This window comes from Azorhizobium sp. AG788, from assembly GCF_004364705.1.
In the GTDB taxonomy this organism is placed as follows: domain Bacteria; phylum Pseudomonadota; class Alphaproteobacteria; order Rhizobiales; family Xanthobacteraceae; genus Azorhizobium; species Azorhizobium caulinodans.
Map to the genome: position 1 here is coordinate 1 of NZ_SOBM01000015.1, position 26,467 is coordinate 26,467.

Genomic DNA, 26,467 nt, shown 5'->3' on the forward strand with positions numbered 1-26,467 from the left:
GCGACGATCTCTTCCGGCTTGTGCTTCTTCTGCGCCATCGCGCCATCCTCCAAAGGCTCAAAAAGCCTACTTCACGGAGGACCACTTTTCAGGGGTCAGGCCAGGCTGGCAACGACCGCTTTCGGGAAGCCGTCCGTGATCTCGAAACCACCGAGATGGCGTCGGATGCCGAACGTCGGCTTTCCCCAATTCCTCGCCGGAACCGGCCAGTCCGCTCCCGGCCCCACGCCGGACGTTCAGCGTCGCCAGGCGAGCTTCGGCTCCTGGCGCGGTCGGGCAGGAGTGGGCGAACTCCCCCGCTCCTTGCGTTCGCATCGGTGCGGTGAATGTTTGCTCCTGCGAAAGACGGGGTCTCTGCTCCTTGACGGCAGGGGCTACGCGAACAGGATGCAGGTGGGACTGCCCGTCCGCGCCACGACGGTCGTGTCCGAGAGGCGGCCAGATGCTTGGTCGCGCGAGAAGCCCAAGATGGTGTCGCTATCTTCGTTGGCCGCGAACAGGTACCGGCCCGACGGGTTCAGTGTGAAGAAACGCGGCGTTTTACCCTCCGCGGCGACCCAGCCGACGGGCGAGAGGCGACCTGTTCCGCCATCAATCGCGAAAGCCGCAAGGGAATCGTGTCCGCGGTTGCTCACATAGACGAACTGACCGTCGGGAGAGGTCTCGATCTCCGAACCCCGGCTGAAGCCGATGAAGGTGTCGGGTAGGGCCGAGACCTCCTGGCGTGGCGTGATCGCGCCCGATTGCGGGTCATAGGCGCAAGACAGGACAGTCGACGACAACTCGTTCAGGACGAAGACGAGGGGCTGCGCGGGGTGGAAGGCGAGGTGGCGGGGGCCGGACCCTTCGCGCGCCCGAGCGGGCGGCGCGTCTGCGGCGTGCAACTTGCCGGCATCGTCGAGCCTGTAGGTGAGGATGAGGTCGAGCCCCTTGTCGGGAACGGCAACAAACCGGCCTGCCGGATCGAACACCACCTGGTGAGGCTTGGCGAAGGGCTGCTCAACCCGATGGGGGCCAGCATTGCCGCTCAGCGGCACGTGATCGACGATGCCGCCCAGTGCGCCGTCGGTTCCAACCGACAGCACGGCGAGGCTGGAGACGTGGGGCGTCTTGGTGATGTGATTGGCAACGAGCAGATAGCGCCCGCTGGGGTCGAGAGTCAGATGGACCGGATTGAGCCCCTGACACGGCACCTGGTTGATGAGCGTCAGGCGGCCGCCGGCCGCATCGATGCGAAAGGCGCTGACTTCGCTGGAGTCGCCGTGCACGGCGTAGAGCATCCGGCGGTCGTGACTGAAAGCCAGAAATGATGGATTCAGGAGGCCGTCGACAAGCTGGATCCGGTTCCAGGTCCGGCCGTCGTTCGAAATCTGGAAGACGGCGATGCCCTCGCCGCGGGCATTGCGCTCGCGGGTGGTGCGGCAGCCGACATAGGCGATGCGGAACGGTGCCGCCGACACGGGGGTCTCCTTGGCCGAGGCCGGCTCGGACGATGCGGCCCCTGACGTGGAGGCCGCGAGGCCCGCGGAAGCCATCATGCTGACCACCTTGCGTTTCGTGACCGTGCACGCTTCCCCCCGATGCTGTGCATTTCGCTTTCCTCCATTTTGCTTTTTATCGAAATAAACATACATTTAGGCGAGCGGCAATAGTGGGGCAGGAGCTGGACACGGCCGCGGGAAAACGCCAACCCGATGAACGCACACGGAGATGGCGAGATCAAAGATGCCGAGGCCGAGTCTCGTACCGCAACTCACCGCGCTGATTTTGGAGCAGATCCGGGATGGTCGGTTCGAGCCAGGTCAGCACCTGCCCAGTCAGGTTCTTGCGGACAATCTCAAGGTCTCGCGCGCGCCCATCAATGCGGCGCTCAAAGAGTTGGAGCGCTCCGGCATCGTGCGTTCCGAGCCCAACCGGGGCTATTTCCTAGCGGATGACGTGGATGGCCGCATCGACACAGGCCATGCGGTAGCCCTGGCGACGGACGGCGAGGACGACATCTATTGGCTCATTGCGGAAGACCGTCTCGCGGGCAGGCTATCGGACCGCATGAGCGAAGCGGAGTTGATGCGCCTCTATGACATCCCGCGCAACCGCTTGATCAAGTCCCTGTATCGGATCGCTGAGGAGGGTTGGATCGAGCGGCTGCCGGGCAATGGCTGGGAATTTCGGCCAATGCTCACCTCTCGGGATGCTTATGTGAAAGCCTACCAGTTCCGGGCCGCCATCGAGGCCGAGGCCCTGCGGCAGCCGGACTTCGCGATCGACGGTGCCGGTTTCGCGGCGGCCAGGGCCGAGCAGGCCTTCATCGTCGCGGAAGGTCACCGCACCATGTCCCGTGCAGAGATCTTCAAGGCCAACTCAACCTTCCACGAAATGGTCGTGGCCTGCTCTGGCAATGACTTCTTCCTGGAGTCGGTCCGGCGCGTGAACCGACTGCGCCGGCTCATCGAATACCGCGTGACGCTGGACCGCAGCCGGCTGCCCGCCCAATCGCGCGAGCATCTGATGATCCTGGACCTCATTGCCTCCGGTCAGCGCGAGGCTGCTGCCGTCTTCATGCGTCAGCACATCCTCGGCGCGAGCGCGATCAAGAGCCCGCACGTCGGTTGAGCTCGAAACATAATTGCATTTTATGATCATATAATTTAATTAGGTGACGTTCCCGAATGCGGCCGTCAAGAGCGATGCGCGGGCCACTTCGCACGGGAGGATCCGCCATGCCGGTGACCGAGCTCCAAGACATCGAACGTTCGACGGTGCGCAAGGTATTCTGGCGCATCATTCCCTACACCTTCGGCCTCTATGTCATCTCTTACCTAGATCGCGCCAACATCGGCTATGCCGCGCTTGAGATGAATCGCGAGCTGGCGCTGACCAGCGAGGCCTTCGGCTTCGCCGCCGGCATCTTCTTCATCGGCTATTTCTTGTTCGAGGTGCCGAGCAACGTGGCGCTCAACAAATTTGGCGCACGGGTTTGGATATCGCGCATCCTGATCACCTGGGGCATCATCGCGACACTTTCAGCCTTTGTGCAGAGTGCCACGCAGCTCTATGTCCTGCGCTTCCTGCTCGGCGTGGCGGAAGCCGGCTTCTTCCCCGGCATCATCATCTATCTGACCTATTGGTTCCGCGCCAAGGAGCAGGCAACCACTGTCGCTCTCTTCACCGCAGCGATCCCGGTCTCCTACCTCATCGGCGCGCCGCTCAGCACATGGATCATGGACCATGTCTCCGGGTTCGGCCTGTCGGGCTGGCGCTGGATGCTGCTGATCGAGGGCGTGCCGGCGATGCTGGCGGGCTTCGCCAATTTCTTCATCATGACCGATCGTCCCGAGAACGCCCGCTGGCTCAAGCCCGAGGAGCGGGAATGGCTCTGCCGGGAACTGAAACAGGACGAGGCAGCACGGCGCAACGTCAAGCACCTCGGTCTGGTAGCGGCCATCACCGATCCCAAGGTGCTGTTCCTCTCGGCGATCTATTTCATCTACCAAGTGGGCAATCTCGGTATCGGCATGTGGATGCCGCAGATCATCAAGGGCTTGTCCTCCAGCCTCAGCAATTTCGAAATCGGCCTCGTGGCCATGATCCCTTATGCGGTCGCCACCGTGGCGATGGTTCTGTGGTCACGGAATTCCGACCGGACCGGCGAGCGGCAGAAGCACTCCGCCATTCCGCTCCTCGTTGCCGCGGTGGCTCTGGGGGCAACGGGGCTCGTGGCCAGCCCGACTGTGGCCATGGCGCTGATCTCTCTGGCGCTGGCGGGGATCTACGCCTTCAAATCACCTTTCTGGTCGCTGCCCGGACTGTTCCTGACGCGCTCCAGCGCCGCAGTATCCATCGCGGCCATCAACTCGATCGGCAATCTCGGCGGCTTCGCTGGTCCCTATGCCATCGGCTATATCAAGGGCTGGACGGGCAGCGCGCTGGGCGGCCTCCTGTTCCTCTCCTTCCTGCTGTTCCTGTCATTCCTGATGACCTGGTTCGCACGTATGCACAACGCCTCCGAGGCACCGGCGCCGCTGGTGGGGGACGGCGCCCGCACGCCCAACGTTTCCTGAAGGCGCCCCACCATGACCGTTGCCGATGTCGTCCTCGCCGGCCGTGCTTGCCGCATTGTCGATCTTCCCGCCGTGGCGGGGGCGTCGCTCGGGCGGCTGCCGTGGCTGCACCGTGTTCTGCTTGAGAACCTTCTTCGCCGGACGCCCGCCGGCGATCCGGCACGCGACGTCGTCCCCGGCTGGCTCGCCAACGGCAGGAGCGAAGCCGAGATCCCCTTCCATCCGGGCCGGGTGCTCATGCACGACACCACCTGCGGTCCGGCGCTGGTGGACATCGCGGCATCGCGCTCGGCGCTTGCCGAGGCGGGCGGCGATCCCACCTGGCTCAACCCGGTGTTGCCGGTGGACGTCTCCACGGACCACTCCGTCGCCGTGGACGTCTATGGCCATACTGATGCGCGCACGCTCAATATGGAGACTGAGCTGCGGCGCAATGGCGAGCGCTACCGTTTCATGAAATGGGCCACGCGGGCGCTTTCCAACGTCACAGTGCATCCGCCTGGCACCGGCATCATGCACACCATCAATCTGGAGCGCCTCGCCACCGTCGTCACCACCGAGCAGCGCGACGGCAAACTTTGGGCCGTGCCGGACACGCTCATCGGCACCGACAGCCACACCCCCATGATCAATGCCATTGGCGTGGTGGCCTGGGGCGTCGGCGGGCTGGAGGCCGAAAGCGTGATGTTCGGCGTGCCGGTCACCATGCGCGTTCCCGAGGTGGCGGGTGTGCGGCTGACGGGACGGCTGCGGGACGGGGTGCTCGCCACCGACCTGGCGTTGCGGGTCACCAGCCTGCTGCGCACCATCGAACTGTCGGGGCGGTTCGTGGAGTTCTTCGGACCTGGGGTCGCGACCTTGTCCGCAGGGGAACGGGCGGTGGTCGCGAACATGGCGCCGGAATACGGCTCCTCCTCGGGCTACTTCCCCATCGACCAGCAGACCCTCGACTATCTTCTGGCCACCGGGCGGTCGGCGGAGCATGCAGCCTTCGTCGAAGCCTATGCGCGCCGTAACGGCCTGTGGTTCGATCCCGAGGCCGCGCCGGTCTATGACACGGTGCTGGAGCTCGATCTCGACAGCGTCGCCACGACACTCGCCGGGCCGCGGCGGCCGCAGGATCTGGTTGCTCCAGAGCACGTTCGCGCGGCAATCGCGCCGCTGCGGCGGAGTGATGCCAAGCCGCCGACGGCGGATGATCCCGTCCCTGACGGGGCTGTCGCCATCGCGGCTATCACCAGTTGCACCAACACGTCGGACCCGCGCCTCCTTGTGGCGGCCGGCCTTCTGGCGCGAAAGGCCCGTGCGTTCGGCCTCTCCCCCAGAAGCTGGGTGAAGACCTCCCTTGCGCCGGGCTCCCCCACCGCCGAACGTTATCTGCGCCGCGCGGGTCTGCTGGAAGACCTTGAGGCCATGGGCTTCGCCATCGTCGGCTACGGCTGCACCACCTGCATCGGCAATTCCGGCCCGTTGCCCCAGGCGATCCGCGATGCGGCCCAGTCCCGCAACATCCTCCCGGTGGCCGTCCTGTCCGGCAATCGCAACTTCCCGGGGCGGGTGCATCCACAGCTCGAAGCCGGCTTCCTGGCCTCGCCTCCGCTCGTGGTGGCCTATGCGCTTGCCGGCGACGTGGAACGCGATATCACGCACGACCCGATCTCCACTTCGACAGAGGGTCGCCCGGTCTATCTCGCGGACCTTTGGCCGTCCGGACAGGAGATCGACACTGCACTCGCTCGCGCGACACGGGCGGACGACTACGCGGCCGCCTATGACGCGGCCGAGGCCAGTGCCGCCTGGGCCGGGCTCGATGCGCCGGAGGGGCCCCTTTATCCGTGGGATCCCGCCTCCACCTACATCCGCCGGCCCCCCTTCGCCTCAGTGCGAAGCGAGCCGCGGCTCGGCACCTATGCCGCCACACCGATTCTGGTGGTGGGCGATGACATCACCACCGATCACATCTCTCCCGCCGGCGCCGTGCCGCTCGGCAGCGTCGCTGCCGCCTACCTGACCGAGCGCGGTGAGGACCCGCGCGACCTCAACGTCTTCTCGTCGCGGCGGGGAAACTGGGAGGCGATGGTGCGGGGCCTGTTCACCAACAAGGCAGTTCGGAACTTGCTCGGCGAGGGCATTCCGCCCGGAAGCACGGTCTTCGCGCCGACCGGCGAGGTCCTGCCACTCTGGCGGGCCGCCGAGCGCTACAAGTCCGAGGGACACTCCGTCGTCATCGTGGCGGGTGAGCGCTACGGCATGGGCTCGTCGCGGGACTGGGCAGCCAAGGGCGCCAGCCTGCTGGGCGCCCGTGCTGTCCTGGCGTCGAGCTTTGAGCGCATCCACCGCTCGAACCTTGTGAACATGGGCGTCTTGCCCTTGCGACTGCCCTCCGATCGCGACCCTTCGGCCCTCGCGCTGCATCCTGGCGACCGCCTGCAGGTGGACGCACCGGCTGAGCGGCTTCAGCCGCGAACGAACGTTCCCGTGACCATCCTGCGCGCAGACGGTTCGAGCGAGACGATCTTCACGCAGGCCGCGGTCGAGACAAGCCTGGAGGTGGAGGTGCTGGCGTCAGGCGGCGTTATTCCGCTCATCCTCCAGCGAACCTTGCAGAATCCGTCCTCGACGCCCGTTCCGGCACCCTTTGCAGAAGAGCGTGGTGAAATGCCCGCGCTCAACCAACCCTCCTTGCGCAGATCGGTATAAGTCGGCAGGGCTCTAGCCGACTTGGGATGGCCGCTGTCGGCCCCATTACGCCGTCGCGTTGGAGATGGGCACGTCCCGCGGCGATGACCGGATGGGGGTGGATTCCCGCACGACAGCTTAGGAGGCGGATTCGCCGAGTAGCGGCCGTTCAGCAAATCCGAGCAGCATGATTTTTGCGATCTCCCGCGCCTTCGAGGCAAGCGCCTCATCTGGCAGTTCGCCGGCGGTCCAGAACGACAGAACCCCGCGAAAGGCAAAGGCGAGCTGTTCCGGCAGACAGCGCAGCGCCTTCTGCCTGCTCGCCGCGATCAAGCCATCGCCGGCCCCCAGAGCCAGCGACCATAATGTCGTGGAGTGCATCAGGACCTGTCCGGGGGACGGACCGGCCGTGCCGATCCACCCCATCACGGCTCGGTTAATCTCCGGCTCCTCCAGCATCACCTCCACCGCCGTGTCGATCGCCAACAGCACCCTGCCGGCGGCGTCGGCAGGCGGAGACATCTCGGCAAAGCGCCTGGCCATCGTCTCGATCCGGCGCCCCGAAAGGGCATGCATGATCGCTGCCTTGCTTCCGAACTGATTGAACGGCGTCGCGAAACTGACCCCGGCTTCGGTCGCAAGGTCGCGCATCGAGAAATCGGCCTTGTCCTGGCGGAGCAGCCGTTCCGCCGCGTCCATCACGCGTTGACGGAGCGGCTCCCCCCTCGTGGCGGCCGGATTTGCCGGGGTCTTGTTTCGTGTCATATCTCTATCTATATCATGATATAATTTTAACCATGGCCCGGAGTTGTACCATGGCTTTCACCCCCAAAACATTTCTCGTCACCGGCGTCAGTTCCGGCCTCGGACGAGCATTTGCCTCAGGCGCGCTTGAAGCGGGCCACCATGTGATCGGCACCGTGCGGCGGGAGGGCGACGCCGAGACCTTCGCCGCGCTCGCACCCGATCGCGCTCACCCGGTCACGCTGGACGTGACCGATTTCGAGGCTATCCCGGCGGCGATCGCGGAAGCCGAACTGCAGAGCGGTCCGATCGACGTGCTGGTAAATAATGCGGGTTATGGCCATGAGGGCGTGCTGGAGGAATCGTCGATGGACGATCTTCAGCGCCAGTTCGCGGCGAACGTCTTCGGACCCGTTGCGATGATCAAGGCGGTGCTGCCAGGCATGCGCGAGCGACGGCGGGGCCATATCGTCAACGTCACGTCCATGGGCGGCTTCATCACCATGCCCGGGATCACCTTCTATTGTGGAAGCAAATTCGCGCTCGAAGGCATCTCCGAAGCGCTTGGCAAGGAAGTGGCGAGCTTTGGAATTCGGGTGACGGCGCTCGCTCCCGGCCAATTCCGCACGGACTGGGCCGGACGCTCGATGAATCGCACACCGCGCAGCATTGCCGACTATGACGCGGTCATGGATCCGATCCGCGCCGCACGACAGGCCAAGAGCGGCAACCAACCAGGCGATCCAGCCAAGGCTGCAAAGGCGTTGCTCGCGCTGGTCGATGCCGAGAATCCGCCGGTGCGGCTGTTCTTGGGCGATGATGCACTTGAACTTGTCGAGCAGAAACTAAACGGAATGCGAAACGAAGTCAGCGCATGGGAGGAGCTTTCGCGTTCAACCAACTTCGCATGACGAGCCCTGTACAGCAGCTTATGAAGGCGCTCCGCGCGTCTTCATAAGCTGCTGTGGGGTCGGGTGCAGAATGTCGGCTTTCTTCGTTTTCGCGCTGGAACCGGACAGACCGCAGTCGGCCCCATACTGGACGTTATGACGTCCATTGGGAAAGATCCGATGCTGACGCAAAGCGGCGCGGGGCCGACGTAAACCTTAGACGCGTGCGAAGGGGGCTACTTCATAGCAGGCATTGGGCCGCCTGAGCGGCACCTGCCAGAGCTACCTTGCCCCAAGTTGCTTTCTGGCGCTCGAAGTCTCAGCCATCATCGCGCCTAGGCATTACCGCGGTCCGATGTTGGCCGAGTCCGATACGGTCACCTTGTGCTCGAAGGCCGGTTCGAGCGTGTCCAGGAAGGCGCGGACCGCCGGATTGCTGCGTCGGCTCTCGGGCCAGAGCGCGGTGACATTCCGCCGTTCGACCGCGAACTCGACGAGCACCGGCGACAGCTCTCCGCGCGCGATATAGGGCGCGGCGGCGAACGACGCGCCGACGCCGATCCCGCCGCCGGCGACCAACGTGGCCATCACCGCCTCGCTCGCGTCTACGACGATGTCGGAGCGTGGCAGGATCTCGATCTCCTGCCCGCCGATCCTGAACGGCCAGCGAAACATCTGACCCGTGCTCTGGTAGCGCAAGTTGACCGTGTCGTGGCTTTCGAGGTCGTGCGGATGCGCGGGTGCACCGCGCTCCGCGAGGTAGGCTGGCGATGCAAGACAGCAAAGCCGATACGGAGCCAGCTTGCGCGACAGAAGGCGGCTGTCCGGGAGGTCGCCGATACGGACGGCGACGTCGATGCCATCGTCGATCAGATCGGCCATCTGGTCCCCCAGCCGAACATCGACCGTCACGTCAGGGAAGCGCCGCCGGAACTTGGGCAGGGCGGGTGCGATCACATGCAGACCGATCGGCAGGGACACGGCCACCCGCAATGCGCCGCGTGGCGTCGAGCGCGCAGTGAGCGCGAATTGCTCGATTTCCTCGGCCTGACGGATCAGAACCAAGACGCGCTCGTGGAGGTCGCGGCCTTCAGGCGTGAACGCCAGCGAGCGGGTCGTGCGTGTGAAGAGGGAGACCCCCAGGTGCCGCTCGAGTCGCTGGACGCTCTTGCTAACCGCAGACGGGGAAACCGACAGCGACCGCGCCGCCGCCGCGTAGCTGCCGAGGGCGCCGACGCGCGCGAAGGCGATTAAACCGGTGAGGCGGTCGAGGCTTATTCGTTCCATGGCGGAACTATAAAACGGATTCTCGGTCCCATTATCAACCTCGGTGCTCGCCGCTACATCACCTCGCAAGGAGAAAGCTCATGAGCGAGACGATGAAAGCGGTTCGATTGGACGCCTTTGGCGGTCCCGACGTTCTTACTTACGAAGACGCGCCCAAACCCGACGTCGGGCCGGGCGAAGTCTTGGTCCGTGTCCGGGCCGTAGGCCTCAATCCGCCGGACTGGTATCTCCGCGACGGCTATCGCGCCCTGCCGCCGGAATGGCGGCCGAACGCCGACTTCCCGCTCATCCTGGGCACCGACATTTCCGGTGTGGTCGAAGCGACCGCCGCCGACGTCGATGGTTTCCAGGTTGGCGACGAGGTTTACGGTATGGTGCGTTTCCCGGAGGGGGTGATGACGGGCGGCGGCGCCTATGCCGAGTATGTCAGCGCGCCGGCCTCGCACCTGGCCCGCAAGCCTGCCAAGCTGGATCATATCCACGCGGCCGCTGCGCCGATGTCCCTGCTGACGGCGTGGCAGTTCCTGGTCGAGCTTGGCCACCACGCGCCCAACCCCTTCCAGGACTTCCCGCATCAGCCGGCCGAGCTTGAAGGCCGGACGGTGCTGATCAATGGCGCGGGCGGGGGCGTTGGCCATTTAGCGGTGCAGTTGGCTAAGGCACGGGGGGCGCGGGTGATCGCTGTGGCCTCAGCCAAGAACGCGGTGATGCTCAGCGAGTTCGGAGTCGATCACTTCATCGATTACGGAAAGACCGCCGTGGAAACGGTCGTCCGGGATGTCGATCTGGTGCTCGATGCGGTGGGCGGTCCCCGGATGGAACGGTTTCTGGACGTGATCAAGCCCGGCGGCGCCCTGTTCCTGGTCAATCCCCTGGGCTTTGAGGGCCGCGATGCAGCGGCAAAGCGTGCGATCAGGGTCTCGTCGACGCAGGTCCGCTCGAACGGTGTTCAACTGGGGGCGGCCGCCGCATTGCTCGACCAGGGGGCCGTTCGCCTGGTGATCGACAGCGTCTTTCCGCTGTCGGAAGCCTCGATCGCGCACCAGCGCGTCGCCGAGGGCGGCATCCAGGGCAAGATTGTCCTGACCGTCTCCTGACCCCGACGCGCCTGCTCGTCGCGGCGGGCTCTGTTTCTTGTTCGCACTTCTGGAGGCGTTCGCCATGATCATCATCACTGGTTACGTGCAGGTCCCGCCCTCGGACCTGAAGGTCTTCACCCGCGACCTTGCCGACCTCGCGCTAGCTACGCTCGAGCGAGACGGCGTCCTGTCCTATGACGCCGCCGTGGTTGACCCGTCTCGCGGGCGGCTGCTCGTGACAGAGCGCTGGCGAGATCAGCAGGCCCTGAGTTCCCACCTGGCTGCCGCCGACACCATCGCGTTTGTGGAGCGATGGGGGCGGCGGCTCTCGGCGGATATCAGAAAGTACGACGCGACGCGCGAGCGGGCCTTGGCCGACGCCTGAACCTTCAAGATGACCCGCGCCGCGTTTGTATTTGCCAGAACGCGGCGCTCCTCTATCGAACCGATGCGGGGAAGACCGGAAGTGCGCCAAAGCTGCGCGAGTCATGGGCCGGGAGCGGATGTATTTGCGGGAATTTTGCGCGGATCGCTCTGACGAGAGCAATATCTTCGTGCACTGCGATGTTATTTTCGCCGATCAACCAGCGAAGCATCCAGGGCTTCTCCGCGGGGATGTCGATGCCTTCCATTTGGAACACGAGGTCCCCGATCAAGACGTATCGGACGCCTGAGGGCAGACTTACGAAGACGATCACCGAGTCCGGCGTATGGGCGGGAGCCGGGACAATGACCACCGAGCCGTCTCCGAAGACATCGTGGCTTGTCGGAAAGCCGAGATAGGAGCCCCCGTCGAAATCATACAGCTTGTAGTTGATCGCCCCGAAACTATTGATCACCTCCGTCCCTTCCGCTTTGGACGTGATCCAGCGTCTTCCTGCTGCAGTTTCCATGGCCGGAACGCCGCGAAAATCGTCTACGCCGCTGACATGGTCCCAATGACTATGGGTTGGAATGATGGCGGCGATATCGCCAGGATGGATGCCGCCGGCGGCCAACTGATCCACGGCTGGAATGCCCTTGGTTTGCGGCGTGCGCTGCATAGCCGGGATCAGCTTGATGTGTTCGTCGATGTTCCGGCCGAAACCCGTGTCGATCAACAGGTTTCCCCTAGGATGCCGGACCAGGAGGGCCGTCGCCGCAAGATGACGCGTTTCGGACCACGCACCGCCGCGATAGGTCAAGGCAGCCGGACTGTCGTAGGTTCCTGTTGGCAATGCGCTGATCGACAGGCCGGCCGGTGGTGATGCGACCGGCAGGTCCCCTATTGCGACGTCGGGAAGCTCAAGCTTTGCGGGAGTGAATGTCAGAGCCAACGCGGCGACCGCGACCAGGGTCGCCGTGCCGAGGCCGGCGACGGCCCAGAGGACGATCTTGCGGACTCTGGTCTTCGCGACGCCTCTCAGCTTGTCCGAGATCCTGATCATGCTCGCTTCACCCTTCTCTTCGTGGGGCATCGGATCTCGCCGCGCCTCTCATGTTATGATAATGGATGATATCTTATCATTAGTTGATACGATAATGATCGCTATCGTATGGAGTCAATGAGCGGTGAAGGACTGGGCGGCAGATCATCCCAAGGCGAAGCTGATGGCGCGCAAGCGCGCCGCTATCGTTGACGCGGCGCGTGAGGCCTTCCTTCGAGACGGCTATGGCGGCGCAAGCATGGAGAGGATCGCCAAGGAGGCCGGGGTTTCGATCATGACCCTCTACCGCCACGCCGAAGGAAAGGACGACCTGTTCTCGGCCGTCATCGCCCAGGCTTGCCATCCAGCGGATCAAGCCGAGCAGGCGCGCATTGATGAGACCCTGCAGAAACCTCTGCCGGAGATCCTCGTTTTCATCGGCGTGATGTTTCAGGAGCGGATCGCCAGCCCAGCGACGACAAGCCTGTTTCGAACGGTCATGGTCGAGACCCCGCGCTTCCCGCACCTCGCTGATATCGCCTATCACGGCCTGATCGGCGCGCACGCGGACGCTCTGGACGCCTTTCTTGCCCAGAGAGATGAAGCCGCAGCCCTCGATCCAGGTCGGCGTCAAAAGCTGAGCAGGGCCTTCCTCGATCGTCTGGTGGGACTCGACAGCTTCCGCGTGCTCCTCGGCCTGGACGGGGCAACAGATGTCGAACGGCTGACCCGCGCCAAGCTAGCCGCCGCCGAGTTGGTCGCCGCATTGTCCGTCCCGACAAGCGGCCAGCGCTGATCCGGACGAGGGTAGCACTCTGCCGGCACTCTGCGAACGCGGCTGGGCGAAGGGGCGATCAGTTGGGCGAGGGCTTCACGCGCGGACGTTAGTCGCTTTCATTGCCTGCTCCCATTCGTCAGTCCTTGTCACGAACGTCGTGTTCGTCGAGATGATCCAAGGTCCGCTCTTTGCTCTGCGCGGTCGGCCACCGCATGGATGTCCGTGGAAAAAGCAAATGGGGAGCGCTTCAGGAGCGCTTCAATATCGGGCCAAAGCGAACTTCACACTGGATTAGGCCGGTGGGGCAACGATCACTGATCGTCCGCGATTACCACGGAAGGCGGCCGCGTCATTTTCGTCCTGCTCTTGTTCGAGAGACATACCCCGGCGCCCCGCCGGGGCATGGGTGTCACGCTGCACTAAGATCGCGAACGAAGCCCTCAACCACTTCTTTGAGATCCGCCGCCTGACCTGAGAGGCCTTCAGACAACGCGAGCAGTTCCGTGGAAGCCGACCCGGTGAGCTGGGCGGCCTGCCCGACACCGCTGATGTTCTGTGTCACCATCTGGGTGCCGCTGGAGGCGCGCTGGCAGTTCTCCGCGATCTCACCGGTGGCAGCGCCCTGTTCCTCGACCGCGCCGGCGATGGAGGAGGAGATCTGCTTCATGTTCGCGATCACCCGCATGATCTCCGCCATGGAGGTGACGGTGCCCTGCGTCGATTGCTGGATCTCCGCAACCTTGGCGGCGATCTCGTCGGTCGCCCGGGCCGTCTGGGAGGCGAGTTGCTTCACCTCGGAGGCCACCACGGCAAAGCCCTTGCCCGCTTCGCCGGCGCGGGCGGATTCGATGGTGGCGTTGAGCGCCAGCAGGTTGGTCTGGTCGGCGATGCCCTTGATGAGGGAGATCACGTCGCCGATGGCGGTGGCCGCCGTGGCGAGTTCGCCGATGCGAGTGTTGGACTTCTCCGCCTCAGAGAAGGCGACGTCGGCAACCTGAGCGGAATGGCTCACCTGGCCGGTGATCTCGCGAACGGAAGCGGCCAGTTCCTCGGACGAAGCCGCCACCGTCTGCACATTCTCTGCAGCTTCCTCGGCAGCCGAGGCCACCGCCTGCGCTTGCCGGGAGGTCTGCTCGGCGGTGGCTGACAGGTTGCGGGCGGAGCTTGCCACCTGCCCGGAAGAGGCGGCGAAGGCGGCCGACAGCTCGGTCATGCGGGAGACGAAATCGGCCGCAAGGGTGTTACGCTTGGCCAGTCTTTGGCGCTCCACTTCATCGCGCGCGGCATTTTCCTGCTGAAGCTGGGCTGCGGCTCCAAGGCTGTCTCGGAACGACACAAGCGCGTTGCCCATGAGGCCAATCTCATCACGGCGGTCGGTGTCGTCGATCTGCGTCGCGTAGTCGCCGCCCTTTATTTTCTCCATGGAGGTGATGGCGCGGCGGATGGGCTTGGCGAGCAGGGCATTCAGGGCGACGGCCGCAAGGACCGCCAGCGCCAGGACGGCGAGCACCGCCAGCACGACGGCATAGACAATGGTGGTTTGGGCAGCGTCCACGGCCTGGGCGCGCACCTGGAGCAGGGACGACTCGGCGCCCTTGAAGTCGCTCAGGATCGACCGGATCTTGTCAAAGTTCGCTTTCCCCTTGCCCGAGCGCTCGATTTCGAGCGCCGCGCTCTCCTGTCCGGGCTTGCCCATGAGATCAATGGCGGCGCGCGAGACGTTCTGCTGCCATTGCTCGACCTCCTTCTGCATGGCGTCGAGGCGCTGTTGCTGGACGGCATTGTCGCTGGTAAGCGACTTCAGCTTGCCCCATGCCTGCCGATAGCCCGCCTCGCCCGCTGTGAGGGGCTCCAGGCTGCCGGTCTTGCCCGTGACCAGATAGCCTCGCAGGCCCGTCTCCTGATTGATAAGCGAGATCAGCAGTTGATCCGCTTCCGCCAGCACCTCGTAGGTGTGGATGGTCCAGTTCACATTGCGGTCCACGGTCCGGTTGGACATCAGGATCGCAGCGCCACTGCAGATATTGGCAATGAGAACGACCGCAAACGCGAGTAGGATCTTTGTCCTGATGGACATGTTCTTCAGCATAGGGGGGGCTGTACCGATTTGGCGAAAAGTATTTGCGAGGCCCGCAGCCCAACCTGCGGCGTAACGCTTGCTATGAATACGCCCGCCAGTACGAATTGCGGTAGCATTATGCATCCAATTCGGCACAAAGGGGGGGCCTTACGTTAACTTTCGGCCGGATAATGGATGATCGGCATACTTGGGAGCGGCACGAGAGGACCCAAGCAGGGATCGGATGCCGAATACTCGGGAGGCTTGGCGCGAGCGAAACGCGTGTCAAGGAGAGCAATCCCCGCCCTCCTTAGGATCTATGATGATTCGCCCTGAACGCAGTAGCTCTGCATCGGCAGAAAAATAACGGTTTCTTATAATTCCATTTTGAAGTCATAAGTATATAACGCCGCTTTCCGCATCTGGGCGCTGATCTTGTCGTCGGCCGCTGGAGCCCCTCGGCCAACTCCTGCGCCACCGAAGCCGAGGAACGCGACCTCGCCATGCTCACGCCCGGAAACGGGCAGCGTGGCTCTCGCCAAACAGCGTCCAGAAAGGCCGGGGTGGTTCAGCCTTGATCTCCGGCAGCCGGCTGATCCCGTGACGTTGCAGGCAACGATGCCGCGGCGACCGCGTCATGCTCGGGACCGTGGCCTGAAGCGCATAAAGGCAGTCATCCAAAGGCTGCAACGTATGCCGTCGGAAAGCGGCGATCGCCGCTTCTTCCTCTATGGACAGAACCGTCGACTTCGGCTCCCTCGGGCCGGTCAGCAGATCGGCAACAGAGTTTCGCTTCCTCCACTTCGCGACCGTCTTCTGGTTGATGCCGTAGTGCTCGGCGAGGTACCTCAGGCTCTCTTTATTATGCTGTATCGCTCGACGGACCGCCGCCGTGGTCGTGGCGCTCCCGTGGCGAACCTGCCCCATAGCGCATCCCTTCAACTCTGCGAAAGGAGTGCACCATCAAAATCCGGGATCAAACAGGTTTCTGCCCGCCGGAACGGTGATCCAAGACCATTTCTCGGACCACTCTCGGCAACGTCCCATCAGAACGGAACCGCCAGACGGGCGCTCGCCTGCTGGGCGGTGTAGGTGTCGCCCACATCCACCTTGTACTCCGCCCGCACCTCGAAGCCGTTAAGCTTGTAGAGCTGGGCACCAAGGCTAAGATTGAGCAAAGCGCTGGGGATGGTGAGATCGGCCGTATAGCTGGCATTGCCGAAGCCACTGTCGGCAATTTGCACCCCCACCTGCATGTTATCTTTTGCGAAGAACGTGGCACCGATGGTGGCATAGGGGCGCAGCCACATCTGCTCATTGACCTTCAGCCTGCCACCGAACTCCACATTGGGACTGACTGCGGCATTCCATTGCTGAGCCGACGCGAACCGCATGTCCGCAAGGCCGCTGCCGCTCTCCGTATGGCCGGGCATGTTCGTGTAGAGCACGTCCATGTCCGCATAGGGCTTCATGTACCAGCCGTCGAAGGCGAATTCGTAGCTGCCCCGGAAGCGCAGGCCCGCGGTCCAGACGTTCGCCGACCCCGTTGCAAAACTCACGTCGTCGCCGATGCTGAGCGTCCGCCGGGTGTCGTAATTTCCGTAACCGAAATTGCCGGTCACGGCGAACAGCCACGGCCCGATCTGCCGCTTCAATGCCAAGGAGGCATCGAAGGCATTGCCCTCCGACGTGGAGAAGCCGTCGGTGCTCGACAGATTGGACTGGGTGAAGCCGGCGGTGGCGCCGAGGAACCAGCCCGCATTGAGCTCGTGCTGCGCACCCACGCGATAGGTGATCGAATTCTGGCTGTAACCACCCGTATCCGCCGAGCCGGCCTGGCGGACCCAATCGCCATAGAGCCGCGCCCAGGCGCAACTGGTCTCCTCCATCATCACGCCGCTGCCTTCGAACACCGGGCAACTCAAGGCTGCGTGCAGCGACGTGCGGGTGTTGAGGGTCTGGCTGGCGGCGACGCTGAGGGTCTCTTCCGGCGCCAGGCTGTCGATGCCTTCCCAATAGTCCGCGTAGGATGACGAGCGGGCGAAGGCCCCGAAGATGGCGGCTCCATCCTGGGTGATCGCATCCGGCCTCCCGATGTTGCTGTTGAAGGCACTCTGGAGATAGCTCTGCACCGCTCTCTCGGTGGTCGAGGCGGTGACGTTCGGCGGGGTGTAGAAATTCGCCTGCGGCGTCACCTGCAGGCCATTGCCGACGAGGTTGGCGTTCCAGGTGAAGGGGGCGAAGACATTGCCGCTGCCGGTGGCGCTGCCGGTTTGCCCGCCGCCACTGAAAGTCGCCACCGTGAAGCTTTCCGGCAGCAGGCCGCCGACCACGTTAGTCACCACGTTGGTCTGCACAGTGGCATTACCATAGACTGTCAGCACGTCGCTGCGTGCCTGGCCTGAGGCCGGGGTCGAGGTCACATCCGCCAGCAATTGGCCGTTCAGATGGGTGGTGCCCGCCCATATCGTGGCGGTGCCGATCGTGCCCACGCCGGCAATGTCGAACGCGCCCGCATTGGTGAAGACAGCACCGCTCAGGCGCAGCGCACCTGCACTGGTGCTGCGATAGGTGCCGTTATTCTCGAAGGTGCTGACCTTCGGACCGCTCGCATTGGTGAAGCTGACGTCGCCCACCAGCGTGCCGGTGTTGGTGAGGCTGGTGTAAGCGGCGGAACTGACGACGGCCTTGCCTGAGAGGGCCTCCACCAGCGCCCCGCTCTTGAGCGTGATGGCGTTGCTGAGCCCGCCATCCACACGGATCGCGCCGCCGTCGCCCGCGCCGCCCAGCAGATAGCCGCCGAAGGTGATGGACGTGGTGCCGCTCCGCTTGGACAGGTCGATGGAGCCGTCGGTCTTCTGCATGCCGGTCTGGGTGTAGATGCCGTAGGAGCCGAGACCCGTCGTGGTGACGTTGCCGGTGATATCGATGACGACGTCGCTGCCGTTGCCGCTCGCCCGCGTGCGGGTGACCGCGGTGGCGGAGGGAATAAGGGGGTTGGCCACAGCCGCCTCGGTGACATTGGTATAGCTGCCGCCGCCGCCACCTATGCTCTGGGCAAAGATGCCGTGGGCGGCATTGCCGGCGGTCGCGATGCTCAGGCTTTTGCTGGTCTCCGCGGTCTTGATGGTGATGGTGCCGCCATCGCCGCTGGCGACCTCGTCCCGCACCAGGCCGGTGGTAATGGGAAGGCCATTGGGCAACTGAGACTGGAAAACGCCGACACCGGCATAGCCGCCGCCACCGCCGATAGACTGGGCGAAAACGCCGTGCGAACCGTCGCCGCCGGTCACGATGCTGGCGGAGCCATCGAACGTGATGGCGATCGCACCGCCCTTGCCGGCGACGCCGCCCGTGCCGCCGAGCGCGGCCGTCACCGTGTTGGTGCCATTGGCGCTGCTGTCCGCGCCCATGCCGCCACCGCCGCCGATGGATTGCGCGAAGATGCCGAAGGCGGCGAGGCCGCCGGTCTCCAAGCTACCGGAATGCGTGACATTGACGGCGCCGCCATTGCCGCCCCCGCTGCCGGAGCCGCCGACCCCGAGCGTGACCGTCGGCGAGGGCAGGATGTTGGCGGTGGTGTCGCCGAAGCTGCCAGCGTTCGTGATCCCCAAGGCTGCGGCGAGCCCCTTGATGGCGTCGAGCGCCTCCTTCTCCTCCGCATTGCTGGACAGCACGCCGCTGTCATACGGATCCACGCGGCCGACGAAGACCACGCCGCCACCACCGCCCACGCTCTGGGCCACGATGGCATGAGCCTGCTTGCCGGACGTGGTTATGGTGCCGCTGTTGGTGACGGTCACGGTGCCGCCCGCGCCGCTCTGGGAGGAACTGCCGCCGAGCCCGGCATTGACCGACAGGCTGATGGTGTTCGCACTGGCCGCCGCGCCACCCACGCCGCCACCGCCGCCGACGCTTTGCGCCAGCAGGCCAAAGGCGCTGGCGCCCCGGGTGGTGACCATGCCGCTATTGGTCACGGTCACGGCGCCGCCCTGTCCCGCCACGCCGCCGGTGCCCCCGAGCGTGAGGTTGACGTTCAGCTTGTTGGTGCCGGTGGAGGAGCCGGCGCCGCCCAGCCCGCCGCCGCCGCCCAGGGACTGCGCCACGATAGCATAGCTATTGTCCCCTTCAGTGGCGACCGTACCGGCGTTGGTCACCGTGACCACGCCACCGGACCCGCCGGCGCCGCCAAGACCGCCGGCTGTCATGTTGAGGTCCAGAGAGGGCAGCTTGGTGCTCCCCTCCAACTCGGTCTTGTAGGCCTGCTTGATCTGGTACTTGAACTCGTCCAGCACCCGGCCGACCAGCAAGGTCACGCCGGCCTCGCGCAGCGCGGTGAAGAAGCTCTTGTTCTTGTCGCCGAAAACCTTGAGCGCCTTGATCGTGTTGCCGGCAGCAGCGATCTGCTTCTGCATCGGCCCTTTCTTGTCGAGGAACTCGTAGTCTGCGAGCGCCTTCTTTTCCGTGTCGCCGAGAAAGAACGAGGCGACCTTGTTCAGCTTCACCAATTCATCGGCGGTCTGAAGAATCAGTTTTTCGACGGCGGGCTGCGAGTTGATCGCGCTTTTTTTGGACCCCTCAAGGGTTCCGCCGGTGCCGCCGCCACCACCGACGCTCTGGGCCAGAATGCCGTAAGCTCCCGCGCTCGTGGTGGTGATGAAGGCGTTCCTGGCATTGGTGACGGTGACGTTGCCGCCGGCGCCACCATCCCCGCCCCAGCCGCCGATATTCACCTTGCCGGTGAGCGTCCCGCTGCCGCTGGAGAGATAGCCGCCGCCATTGCCGCCGCCGCCGCCGATGGATTGGGCAAAGATGCCGCGCGAGTTGACGCCCGACGTCAAAAGGCCGCCGGTGTTGGTCATCTCCACCACGCCGCCGGCGCCACCCTTCCCGCCTTTGCCGCCGATGTCGTAGTTGAGGGAGAAGGAATCCGCTGTCGGCAGGGCACCGCTCACAATGGTGTTGAGCTTGTCACTCCAGGACAGGCCTACGGCCGCCGCCGCGCTTCCGGCCCCGCCGTCGCCGCCGCCACCGCCGATGCTCATGCCGGTGATGGCGTTGGAATAGGAGCCCGAGGTCTCCACATTGGCGGCATTGGTGACGCTGACCTTCTGACCGCTGCCGCCCCCGCCGCCGGCACCGCCGATGCCCACCGAGCCGCCGATGTTGGCATAGAGGCTAATCATGTCGGACACCGACGATGCCGTTCCCGCATCGCCGCCGCCCCCGCCGACGCTCATGGCCTGGATACCGGCGGAGGTGCCACCGCGCGTGGTGATATTCATCAGATTATTGACCGTGACCTCGCCGCCAGCGCCACCGTCACCGCCTTTGCCGCCGAGACTGAAGGTCACGGAAACCGCCGGAAGCGTCGGCGGTGCCACCGCAAGCGCATAGGCACTGGCGCTTCCGGCATTGCCACCGCCACCCCCGATGCTCTTGGCTTGGAGCCCTACCGCTTGCAGGCCGTTGGTGGTGATGAGGGACGTGTTGGTCACGGAGACGGTACCGCCGTTGCCGCCCTTTCCGCCGTTGCCGCCCACCGCGACCGAAATCGAACCGACGACACCAATGGAGGTGGCCGACGCCTGGCCGCCGACACCGCCACTACCGCCCACGCTCAGCGCTGCGATGCCACCGGCCCCCTTGCCGGAGGTGGTGATGCTCGACACGGTGAACGGGTTATAGGCGGCGTCCAATGCCTGCCCGTCGCGCGCGATGGTGACGGTGCCGCCATTGCCGCCGCCGCCGCCGTCGCCACCCAGCGCCACGCTGGCGAAGAGGCCGACCGACCTGGCCGCGCCGCCCGCGCCGCCGCCGCCGCCGATGCTCTGGGCAAGGATGCCAAAGGCACCGTCTCCGCTGGTCTGCAGCGAACCACCGTTCGACACGAACACCGCGCCGCCATCGCCGCCCGTTCCGCCGGAGCCGCCGCTTCCGAAGAAGGTGTTGCCGCCGGTTCCACCGCCGCCGGAGGCACTGCCGGGGGTGATCGCCTTCAGCTGAAAGGCGTTCGCAGCATTGCCGCCGCCGACGCTCTGGGCGACGATGGCCGATGCGCCGACGCCTCCCGTGGCGATGGTGCCATAGTTGTTGACCGTCGCAGCCCCACCCGCCGCTGCGGCGCCGCCGTCGCCACCGCCGAAGATCCCGGCGCCGCCATTGCCGCCACTGCCACCCACCGACTGGGCGAGAAGGCCGACACCATAGGCGCCGCTGGTGGTGATGCTATTCAATTGGTTGGCGATCACGGTGCCAGCAACACCGCCGGTGCCGCCGGGCCGCCCGCCGGCGTCGGGCTGATCGCCACCGCGCCCGCCCACACTCTGCAGCAGGACGGCCGGAGAGGATGCGCCCTCCGTGGAGATGACCCCGCGGTTGTTGAAGGTCACCGTCCCGCCAGCGCCGCCCTGCGTCACGTAGGGGTCGCTGTAGAACGTTCCGCTGCCGCGCGTTCCGCCATTGCCCCCTGTGGATTCAACGACGACAGCCGGCGCTCCCATGCCACGGGTGGAGATGGTCGCATTGTCACCGATGGTCACTTTGACCGCGCCAGCCGCGCCGGCCGGGTTCGCCAGAGCGCGGTCTTCCGTATTCCCTCCACCGCCGGACGCACCGCCGCTCGAATACGCGCGAACGCCAGCGAATCCGTCCCCCTGCGCAATTACAGAGCGATTGACCCTGAGCGTGACGTCGCCACCAGCGCCGCCTCCGCCCGCGCCCTGCTGCGCAAAGCCCCCCTTTCCGCCGACGGAATAGACCAGCAGCAGAGCTGCCGGCGTCGTCTGATTGCCGGCGCCCGTCAGGGCGCCATTCTGAACCACATCGACGGTGCCGCCGGCCGCCCCCCGCGCTCCCGGCTCGGATGCCCAGAGCGTGGCATCGCCATCGCCTCCCTTGCCACCCGTCGATCCGAGTTCCACAGCAGAGCCCGCCGTCACGGCGCTCGACGTCGCGTAGGTGTTCGTCAGCACGATATCGCCGCCAGCGGCACCCGCGGTGGCGACGACATTGCTATCGATGAGATTGGCCTTGGCATTTCTGCCGTTCGCACCGACGAGCACCCGTCGCGCCACACTCTCGTCCGCAAGGAGCACGGTGGGACTAAGGGCGGAGCCGATCAGCGAGATCATGCTGATGCCACAGAGGAGCCTCTGTCTTGAGCGGGAAATGCCAAACGAACGCATGTTAAGACACCTCGAACGGGCTGCACGCGGCCATCATTGGGGCCGACGGCGCAATAATTATGAAATCGAGCTTGGACTATGCCGTAAGTTCGATCCCGTCCAAAGTGAGAATGATCAACGATTCCTTCGCAATTTCATGCGTCATTTCAGCCCCCAGCGCGATATATGACGCTTTGTTATTAACGCGATTCCTTTCTCCGACCTTGCATTCACCCGAAAATATGGATGGTATAATCGTATTATTGAATGCCGCGCGCAGAAAATCCAAACAACTCAAGCGCGCATTACGCGTACCGACCTCTGCCCCTTGGGATTTTCATACCCATGCCGGCGGGACGGGCCTTCTAGTGAAGGGCACGAGGCAGCGGAGGTCTGGCGCCAGCCAGCGCCGCTGGGCATAGGCGTCGATCACGAAGGCGACGTAGACGAAGCCCGACCAGGTACTCACAGAGGTGAAGTCCGACAGCCACAGCCTGTTCGGCGCAGGGAGCAGGGCAGACCCGGTTCACATGATCGAGCGGGCATGGCGCCGCCTTGTCCCGCAAAGTGGTGCGGACCGGCTTGCCGCTGATAACGCCGGCGAGGCCCATGTTCTGCATCAGTCGCTCGACGGTGCAGCGGGCCACGTCGAACCCCTCCCGCACCATCTGCCGCCAGACCTTGCGTGCCCCGTACACCTCGAAGCGCGAACACGCGCTCGATCTGGGGCCGTAAGGCCGCGTCCCGCCTCGCCCGTGCCGAACACTTCGAGGGATCAAGCTGACGGGCGACATGCGCATGATAGGTCGATGGGGCGATCGGCTGGATCTTGCAGATCGGCTCGACCTCATACGCACCGCGATGATCGTCGATGAACGCGATCATGTCTTCGACCGGCGGTCGAACTCCGCCAGGGCGAAATACGCCGACGCCTTGCGCAGGATCTCGTTCGCCTGCCGCAGCTCCCGGTTCTCGCGCTCAAGCGCCTTCAGCTTCGCGGCCGTGTCCGTCGACACGCCTGCCCGCTTGCCGGCATCCACCTCGGCCTTCTTCACCCACTCGTTCAGCGAGTGCCCCCAGCAGCCGATCTTCGCCGAGATCGACAGGATCGCCTGCCAGCGGGACGGATACTCATGCGCGTGATCCTGCACCAGCCGCACCGCCCGCTCGCGCACCTCAGGGGAGAACTTGTTCGTCGTCTTGCCCGTCATGGCTCCACCTTCTCGGGAGTCGGAGCCTCCGGCAAAACCGGGGCGGTTCAGGCCTCTCCGCAAGCGCGAACCTGTCGATGTGGTCTGTGGCGAGTGTCCATCCGATGCGTGCCTGCGCAGCCCATGAGCGGACCCCTTGAGCTGTTACTGCAAGCCTCATCGCCCCCATCAGGCCAGCCTCCGCGCGAAATCGACGAAGGCCTTGAACGCCGCGGTCGGATTGCGGCGGCTCGGATAGTAGAGGCTCAAGGGCGGCAGAGCCGGCGTCCAGTCTTCAAGCACGCGCACAAGGCGGCCGGCTTCGATGTCGTCCCGCACGTCGGATTCCATCGCCAGGGTGAGACCGACGGAGGCGAGGGCCGCGGCGCGTGCGAGGCTCGCTTCGTCAAGGGTAATAGGGCCCTCCACCGCCATATGGACCGATTGTCCGTCCTTTTCGAACGGCCACCGGTAGATTACGCCATTGGGAAGCCGGACGCGCAAACAGGAATGGCCGGCGAGATCCTGAGGCATCACGGGTATTCCGTGCGCTTTCAAATAGCTCGGGGTGGCCACCACAACATTTCGCCGCTCGCCGCCCAAGGGGAGCGCGATCATGTCGACCGGCACAAGGTCGGCGCTCCGGACGCCAAGGTCAAAGCCGCCCGCGACAATATCCACCAGCCGACCTTCTGTGACGATGTCGATGTGGACCTCCGGGTACATCCGGAGAAATGGTAGGACGAGCCAGGAGAAAATCTCCCGTGCCGCTGTCGGAAAGGCGTTGATGCGCAGTGTGCCGGACGGCGTGGCCTTTTGAGAGCGCACGATCTCCATCGCGTCATGGATGTCCCGCAGGGCAGGAGCCACTTGAGCGACGAACTGCTGGCCTGCCTCCGTCAAGGATACGCTTCGCGTCGTGCGGTTGAAGAGGCGGACGCCGAGCGTGCGCTCCAGCTTTCCGACCGCGTTGCTGAGCGCGGTCGTCGAGAGCCCCAGCTCAAGGGCAGCCGTCCGGAACTTGCCATGACGGGCCACCATGAGAACGGCGTCCAATTCGGTCAGGCTGCCCTGCATCATTATCCCGATTGTCGTGATGAGCCGTCCCGAATTGTCCTAGTTATCGCGCCAGTTGTCTATCGCTAGCTTGGCGTACAGGGGCAGCCGCCGCGGTTGCAGCCCTCATTTAGCAGGACAAACAACCATGCCGATCGAGCTTCCCACTCCCATTGCCGCGTATGTGGCCGCGAACGCCCGGCTGGACGTCGACGGCATGCTGGCATCCTTCTCAGCCGATGCCGTCCTTCGCGACAACGGCACCGCTTTTCGGGGACACGCCGAAATCAGGCGCTTGCTCGAAGAGGAGGTCGTTGCCGCGAGGGCGATTTTCACGCCGGATAGCGTCCGGCACGAGGACGGCCAAGTCGTCGTGGAAGGCCCAGCCCATGGCGATTTCAAGGGCAGCCCGATCCGCTTCACCTATCGTTTCACCCTCGACAACGACGCGATCAAAGCCGTGGAGATCACGGCATGACCATCAATACCGATCCGACCGAGTTCGCGGGAAAACGCGTGCTCATCAGCGGCGGCACCAGGGGGCTGGGCCGCGCCACCGTCGACCGTTTCCTCGCCGGCGGCGCCCGGGTGATCACATCAGCCCGCGGAACACTGGAGCCGATCGACGGCGTCGAGTATGTCCAGGCCGACCTCACCACGGCGGAGGGCGGGACAGCCTTCGCGAAGGCGGCGCTCGAGCGCCTGGGCGGCGTCGACATCTTGGCCCATGTGCTCGGCGGCTCCTCCGCGCCCGGAGGTGGCTTTGTCGCCCTGACCGACGATCATTGGCTGTCCGAACTGAGCCTGAACCTGCTGGCGACCGTGCGTCTGGATCGTCTTCTCGTTCCGCAAATGATTGAGAGGGGCGCCGGCGCGGTGGTGCACGTGACCTCCATTCAATCCGTCCTGCCGCTTCCCGAGGCGACCACCGCTTATGCCGCTGCCAAGGCCGCGCTCAGGACGTATAGCAAGTCCATCTCCAAGGAACTGGGACCGAAGGGCGTGCGGGTCAACGCCGTGTCTCCCGGCTGGATCATGACCGAGGGGACCGATGGATTTCTCAAGCGCATCCAAGCCGCCAACGGCGGCACCATCGAGGACGCGCGCCAGCTCGTGCTGGCCGGTCTTGGCGGCATTTCCATAGGTCGCGGCGCTGAACCTCATGAGGTTGCCGACCTCATCGCCTACCTGGCCTCTGATCGCGCTGCCTCGATCCACGGCGCCGAGTTTGTTATCGACGGCGGCACGGTCCCCACCGTCTGATCGCGGGGGGGCATCCACGCTTGCCGCATCCGCCGCCATGGAGGCCTTTGCCCGTGGCCTCGCGCTGGAGCTTGCGCCGCGCCGCTTCAACACCGTCTCTCCCGGCACCACGGACACGCCGCTCCTGGCGCGCATCCTAGGCGATGGCCGCGACGCCTATGTCGCCGGCCTGACGGAGAAGCTGCCGCTGCATCGCCTTGGGACCGCCGAAGAGGTCGCGGCCGCCGTGGTATTCCTCATGAGCAATGGCTTAATGAATGGCGAGACCCTCCATGTCGATGGCGCCGCACGCCTCGTCTGAGCCGCGCCGACCTGCCCGAACGCCCAAATCTGAAGGAGCTGACCATGTCGAGCGAAATGGACCTTGATCACCTGCTGCGCGCCAATCTGATGCGCGTGTTCAACGAGCGCGATGCCGCCAAGCGCGATGCGGCCATCGCCGAACTCTTCGTCGCGGACCCGGTCATGTACGAGCCGGACAATGTGGTGGAGGGCCGGGCCGCGATCTCGGCCGTCGCCGGGAACTTGCTGGAACAGTTTGGCCCCAGCTTCCAGTTTGCGCCTTTGGCACCGGCCGTGGGACATCACGGCCTCGCAGTCCTCCGGTGGCAAGCGGGTCCGGCAGGGGGACCGATTGCGGTCACCGGAAGCGACGCGGCTCACATGCTTGATGGCCGCATTGCGCGCCTGTGGGTGCTGTTGGATCCACCGGCCGCCTAGGCAGTGGCCCCATAAATTTGTCTGCCGGCTAGGAGCGTGATTCAAGCTCTCTCGATAGGGGAGAGAGCGATGCGCCGACACGAATTGAC

Annotated in this window: 18 protein-coding genes, 2 pseudogenes and 1 other annotated feature; of the genes and pseudogenes, 11 read left to right on the top strand and 9 right to left on the bottom strand. The window is 64.8% G+C overall.

The window, feature by feature from the left end; translation table 11 throughout:
- Positions 1-374: 374 nt before the first annotated feature.
- Positions 375-1,538, bottom strand: a complete 1,164-nt coding sequence (locus tag DFO45_RS24680) for a lactonase family protein (protein WP_133866964.1) — start codon at positions 1,536-1,538, stop codon at positions 375-377.
- A 187-nt stretch (positions 1,539-1,725) separates the two neighbouring features.
- Between DFO45_RS24680 and DFO45_RS24685 the strand changes: the two genes are divergently transcribed.
- The 3 genes from DFO45_RS24685 (at position 1,726) to acnA (ending at position 6,761) form a co-directional block, all read left to right on the top strand.
- Complete coding sequence (locus DFO45_RS24685; protein ID WP_133866965.1) at positions 1,726-2,613, top strand: GntR family transcriptional regulator; 888 nt, start codon at positions 1,726-1,728, stop codon at positions 2,611-2,613.
- A gap of 107 nt (positions 2,614-2,720) precedes the next feature.
- Positions 2,721-4,061, top strand: coding sequence for an MFS transporter (locus DFO45_RS24690; protein ID WP_133866966.1), 1,341 nt, complete (start codon positions 2,721-2,723; stop codon positions 4,059-4,061).
- Positions 4,062-4,073: 12 nt separating this feature from the next.
- On the top strand, positions 4,074-6,761 hold the full coding sequence (gene acnA, locus DFO45_RS24695; RefSeq protein WP_133866967.1) for an aconitate hydratase AcnA: 2,688 nt from the start codon (positions 4,074-4,076) through the stop codon (positions 6,759-6,761).
- 117 nt (positions 6,762-6,878) lie between these two features.
- On the opposite strand, the gene DFO45_RS24700 is transcribed toward acnA, so the two are convergent.
- Positions 6,879-7,505, bottom strand: coding sequence for a TetR/AcrR family transcriptional regulator (locus tag DFO45_RS24700; protein WP_133866968.1), 627 nt, complete (start codon positions 7,503-7,505; stop codon positions 6,879-6,881).
- Between the two features lie 50 nt (positions 7,506-7,555).
- Between DFO45_RS24700 and DFO45_RS24705 the strand changes: the two genes are divergently transcribed.
- Entirely contained in the window at positions 7,556-8,395 is an 840-nt protein-coding gene (locus DFO45_RS24705) for an oxidoreductase (protein ID WP_133866969.1), read from the top strand.
- A gap of 321 nt (positions 8,396-8,716) precedes the next feature.
- Here the strand turns inward: DFO45_RS24705 and DFO45_RS24710 are convergent, their stop codons facing one another.
- Positions 8,717-9,661, bottom strand: coding sequence for a LysR family transcriptional regulator (locus DFO45_RS24710; RefSeq protein ID WP_133866970.1), 945 nt, complete (start codon positions 9,659-9,661; stop codon positions 8,717-8,719).
- Positions 9,662-9,741: 80 nt separating this feature from the next.
- Between DFO45_RS24710 and DFO45_RS24715 the strand changes: the two genes are divergently transcribed.
- Positions 9,742-10,758, top strand: coding sequence for an NADP-dependent oxidoreductase (locus tag DFO45_RS24715; protein WP_133866971.1), 1,017 nt, complete (start codon positions 9,742-9,744; stop codon positions 10,756-10,758).
- Positions 10,759-10,822: 64 nt separating this feature from the next.
- Positions 10,823-11,125: an antibiotic biosynthesis monooxygenase gene (locus DFO45_RS24720; protein WP_133866972.1), complete on the top strand. Its 303-nt coding sequence runs from the start codon at positions 10,823-10,825 to the stop codon at positions 11,123-11,125.
- Between the two features lie 52 nt (positions 11,126-11,177).
- On the opposite strand, the gene DFO45_RS24725 is transcribed toward DFO45_RS24720, so the two are convergent.
- Positions 11,178-12,197, bottom strand: coding sequence for an MBL fold metallo-hydrolase (locus DFO45_RS24725; protein WP_133866973.1), 1,020 nt, complete (start codon positions 12,195-12,197; stop codon positions 11,178-11,180).
- A gap of 94 nt (positions 12,198-12,291) precedes the next feature.
- Here DFO45_RS24725 and DFO45_RS24730 point away from each other — a divergent pair, with 94 nt between their 5' ends.
- Positions 12,292-12,942: a TetR/AcrR family transcriptional regulator gene (locus DFO45_RS24730; RefSeq protein ID WP_133866974.1), complete on the top strand. Its 651-nt coding sequence runs from the start codon at positions 12,292-12,294 to the stop codon at positions 12,940-12,942.
- Between the two features lie 391 nt (positions 12,943-13,333).
- On the opposite strand, the gene DFO45_RS24735 is transcribed toward DFO45_RS24730, so the two are convergent.
- The 5 genes and pseudogenes from DFO45_RS24735 to DFO45_RS24760 form a co-directional block, all read right to left on the bottom strand.
- Positions 13,334-14,923 (bottom strand): CHASE3 domain-containing protein, encoded by a 1,590-nt coding sequence (locus DFO45_RS24735; protein ID WP_166657251.1) that lies wholly within the window; start codon positions 14,921-14,923, stop codon positions 13,334-13,336.
- Positions 14,924-15,544: 621 nt separating this feature from the next.
- A pseudogene (locus DFO45_RS24740) lies at positions 15,545-15,910 on the bottom strand (IS481 family transposase); the annotation flags it as partial.
- A 119-nt stretch (positions 15,911-16,029) separates the two neighbouring features.
- A complete protein-coding gene (locus tag DFO45_RS24745) occupies positions 16,030-22,116 on the bottom strand; it encodes an autotransporter outer membrane beta-barrel domain-containing protein (RefSeq protein ID WP_133866976.1) in 6,087 nt (2,028 codons plus the stop codon).
- Positions 22,117-22,539: 423 nt separating this feature from the next.
- Positions 22,540-23,360, bottom strand: a pseudogene (locus DFO45_RS25375) (IS3 family transposase); the annotation flags it as partial.
- Positions 22,960-23,076, bottom strand: a sequence feature (AL1L pseudoknot). It overlaps the preceding pseudogene by 117 nt.
- A 168-nt stretch (positions 23,361-23,528) precedes the next feature.
- A complete protein-coding gene (locus DFO45_RS24760; protein ID WP_133866978.1) occupies positions 23,529-24,419 on the bottom strand; it encodes a LysR family transcriptional regulator in 891 nt (296 codons plus the stop codon).
- Positions 24,420-24,543: 124 nt separating this feature from the next.
- Between DFO45_RS24760 and DFO45_RS24765 the strand changes: the two genes are divergently transcribed.
- From DFO45_RS24765 to DFO45_RS24780, 4 genes are read left to right on the top strand one after another with little or no spacing between them, the layout of a single operon-like run.
- Positions 24,544-24,873 (top strand): nuclear transport factor 2 family protein, encoded by a 330-nt coding sequence (locus DFO45_RS24765; protein WP_133866979.1) that lies wholly within the window; start codon positions 24,544-24,546, stop codon positions 24,871-24,873.
- A complete protein-coding gene (locus tag DFO45_RS24770; protein WP_133866980.1) occupies positions 24,870-25,658 on the top strand; it encodes an SDR family oxidoreductase in 789 nt (262 codons plus the stop codon). The genes DFO45_RS24765 and DFO45_RS24770 overlap by 4 nt, the downstream gene beginning before the upstream one ends.
- A complete protein-coding gene (locus DFO45_RS24775) occupies positions 25,558-25,959 on the top strand; it encodes an SDR family oxidoreductase (protein ID WP_280960296.1) in 402 nt (133 codons plus the stop codon). Before DFO45_RS24770 ends, DFO45_RS24775 begins: the two co-directional genes overlap by 101 nt.
- Positions 25,960-26,003: 44 nt before the next feature.
- Positions 26,004-26,378, top strand: coding sequence for a nuclear transport factor 2 family protein (locus DFO45_RS24780; protein ID WP_133866981.1), 375 nt, complete (start codon positions 26,004-26,006; stop codon positions 26,376-26,378).
- Positions 26,379-26,467: the final 89 nt, after the last annotated feature.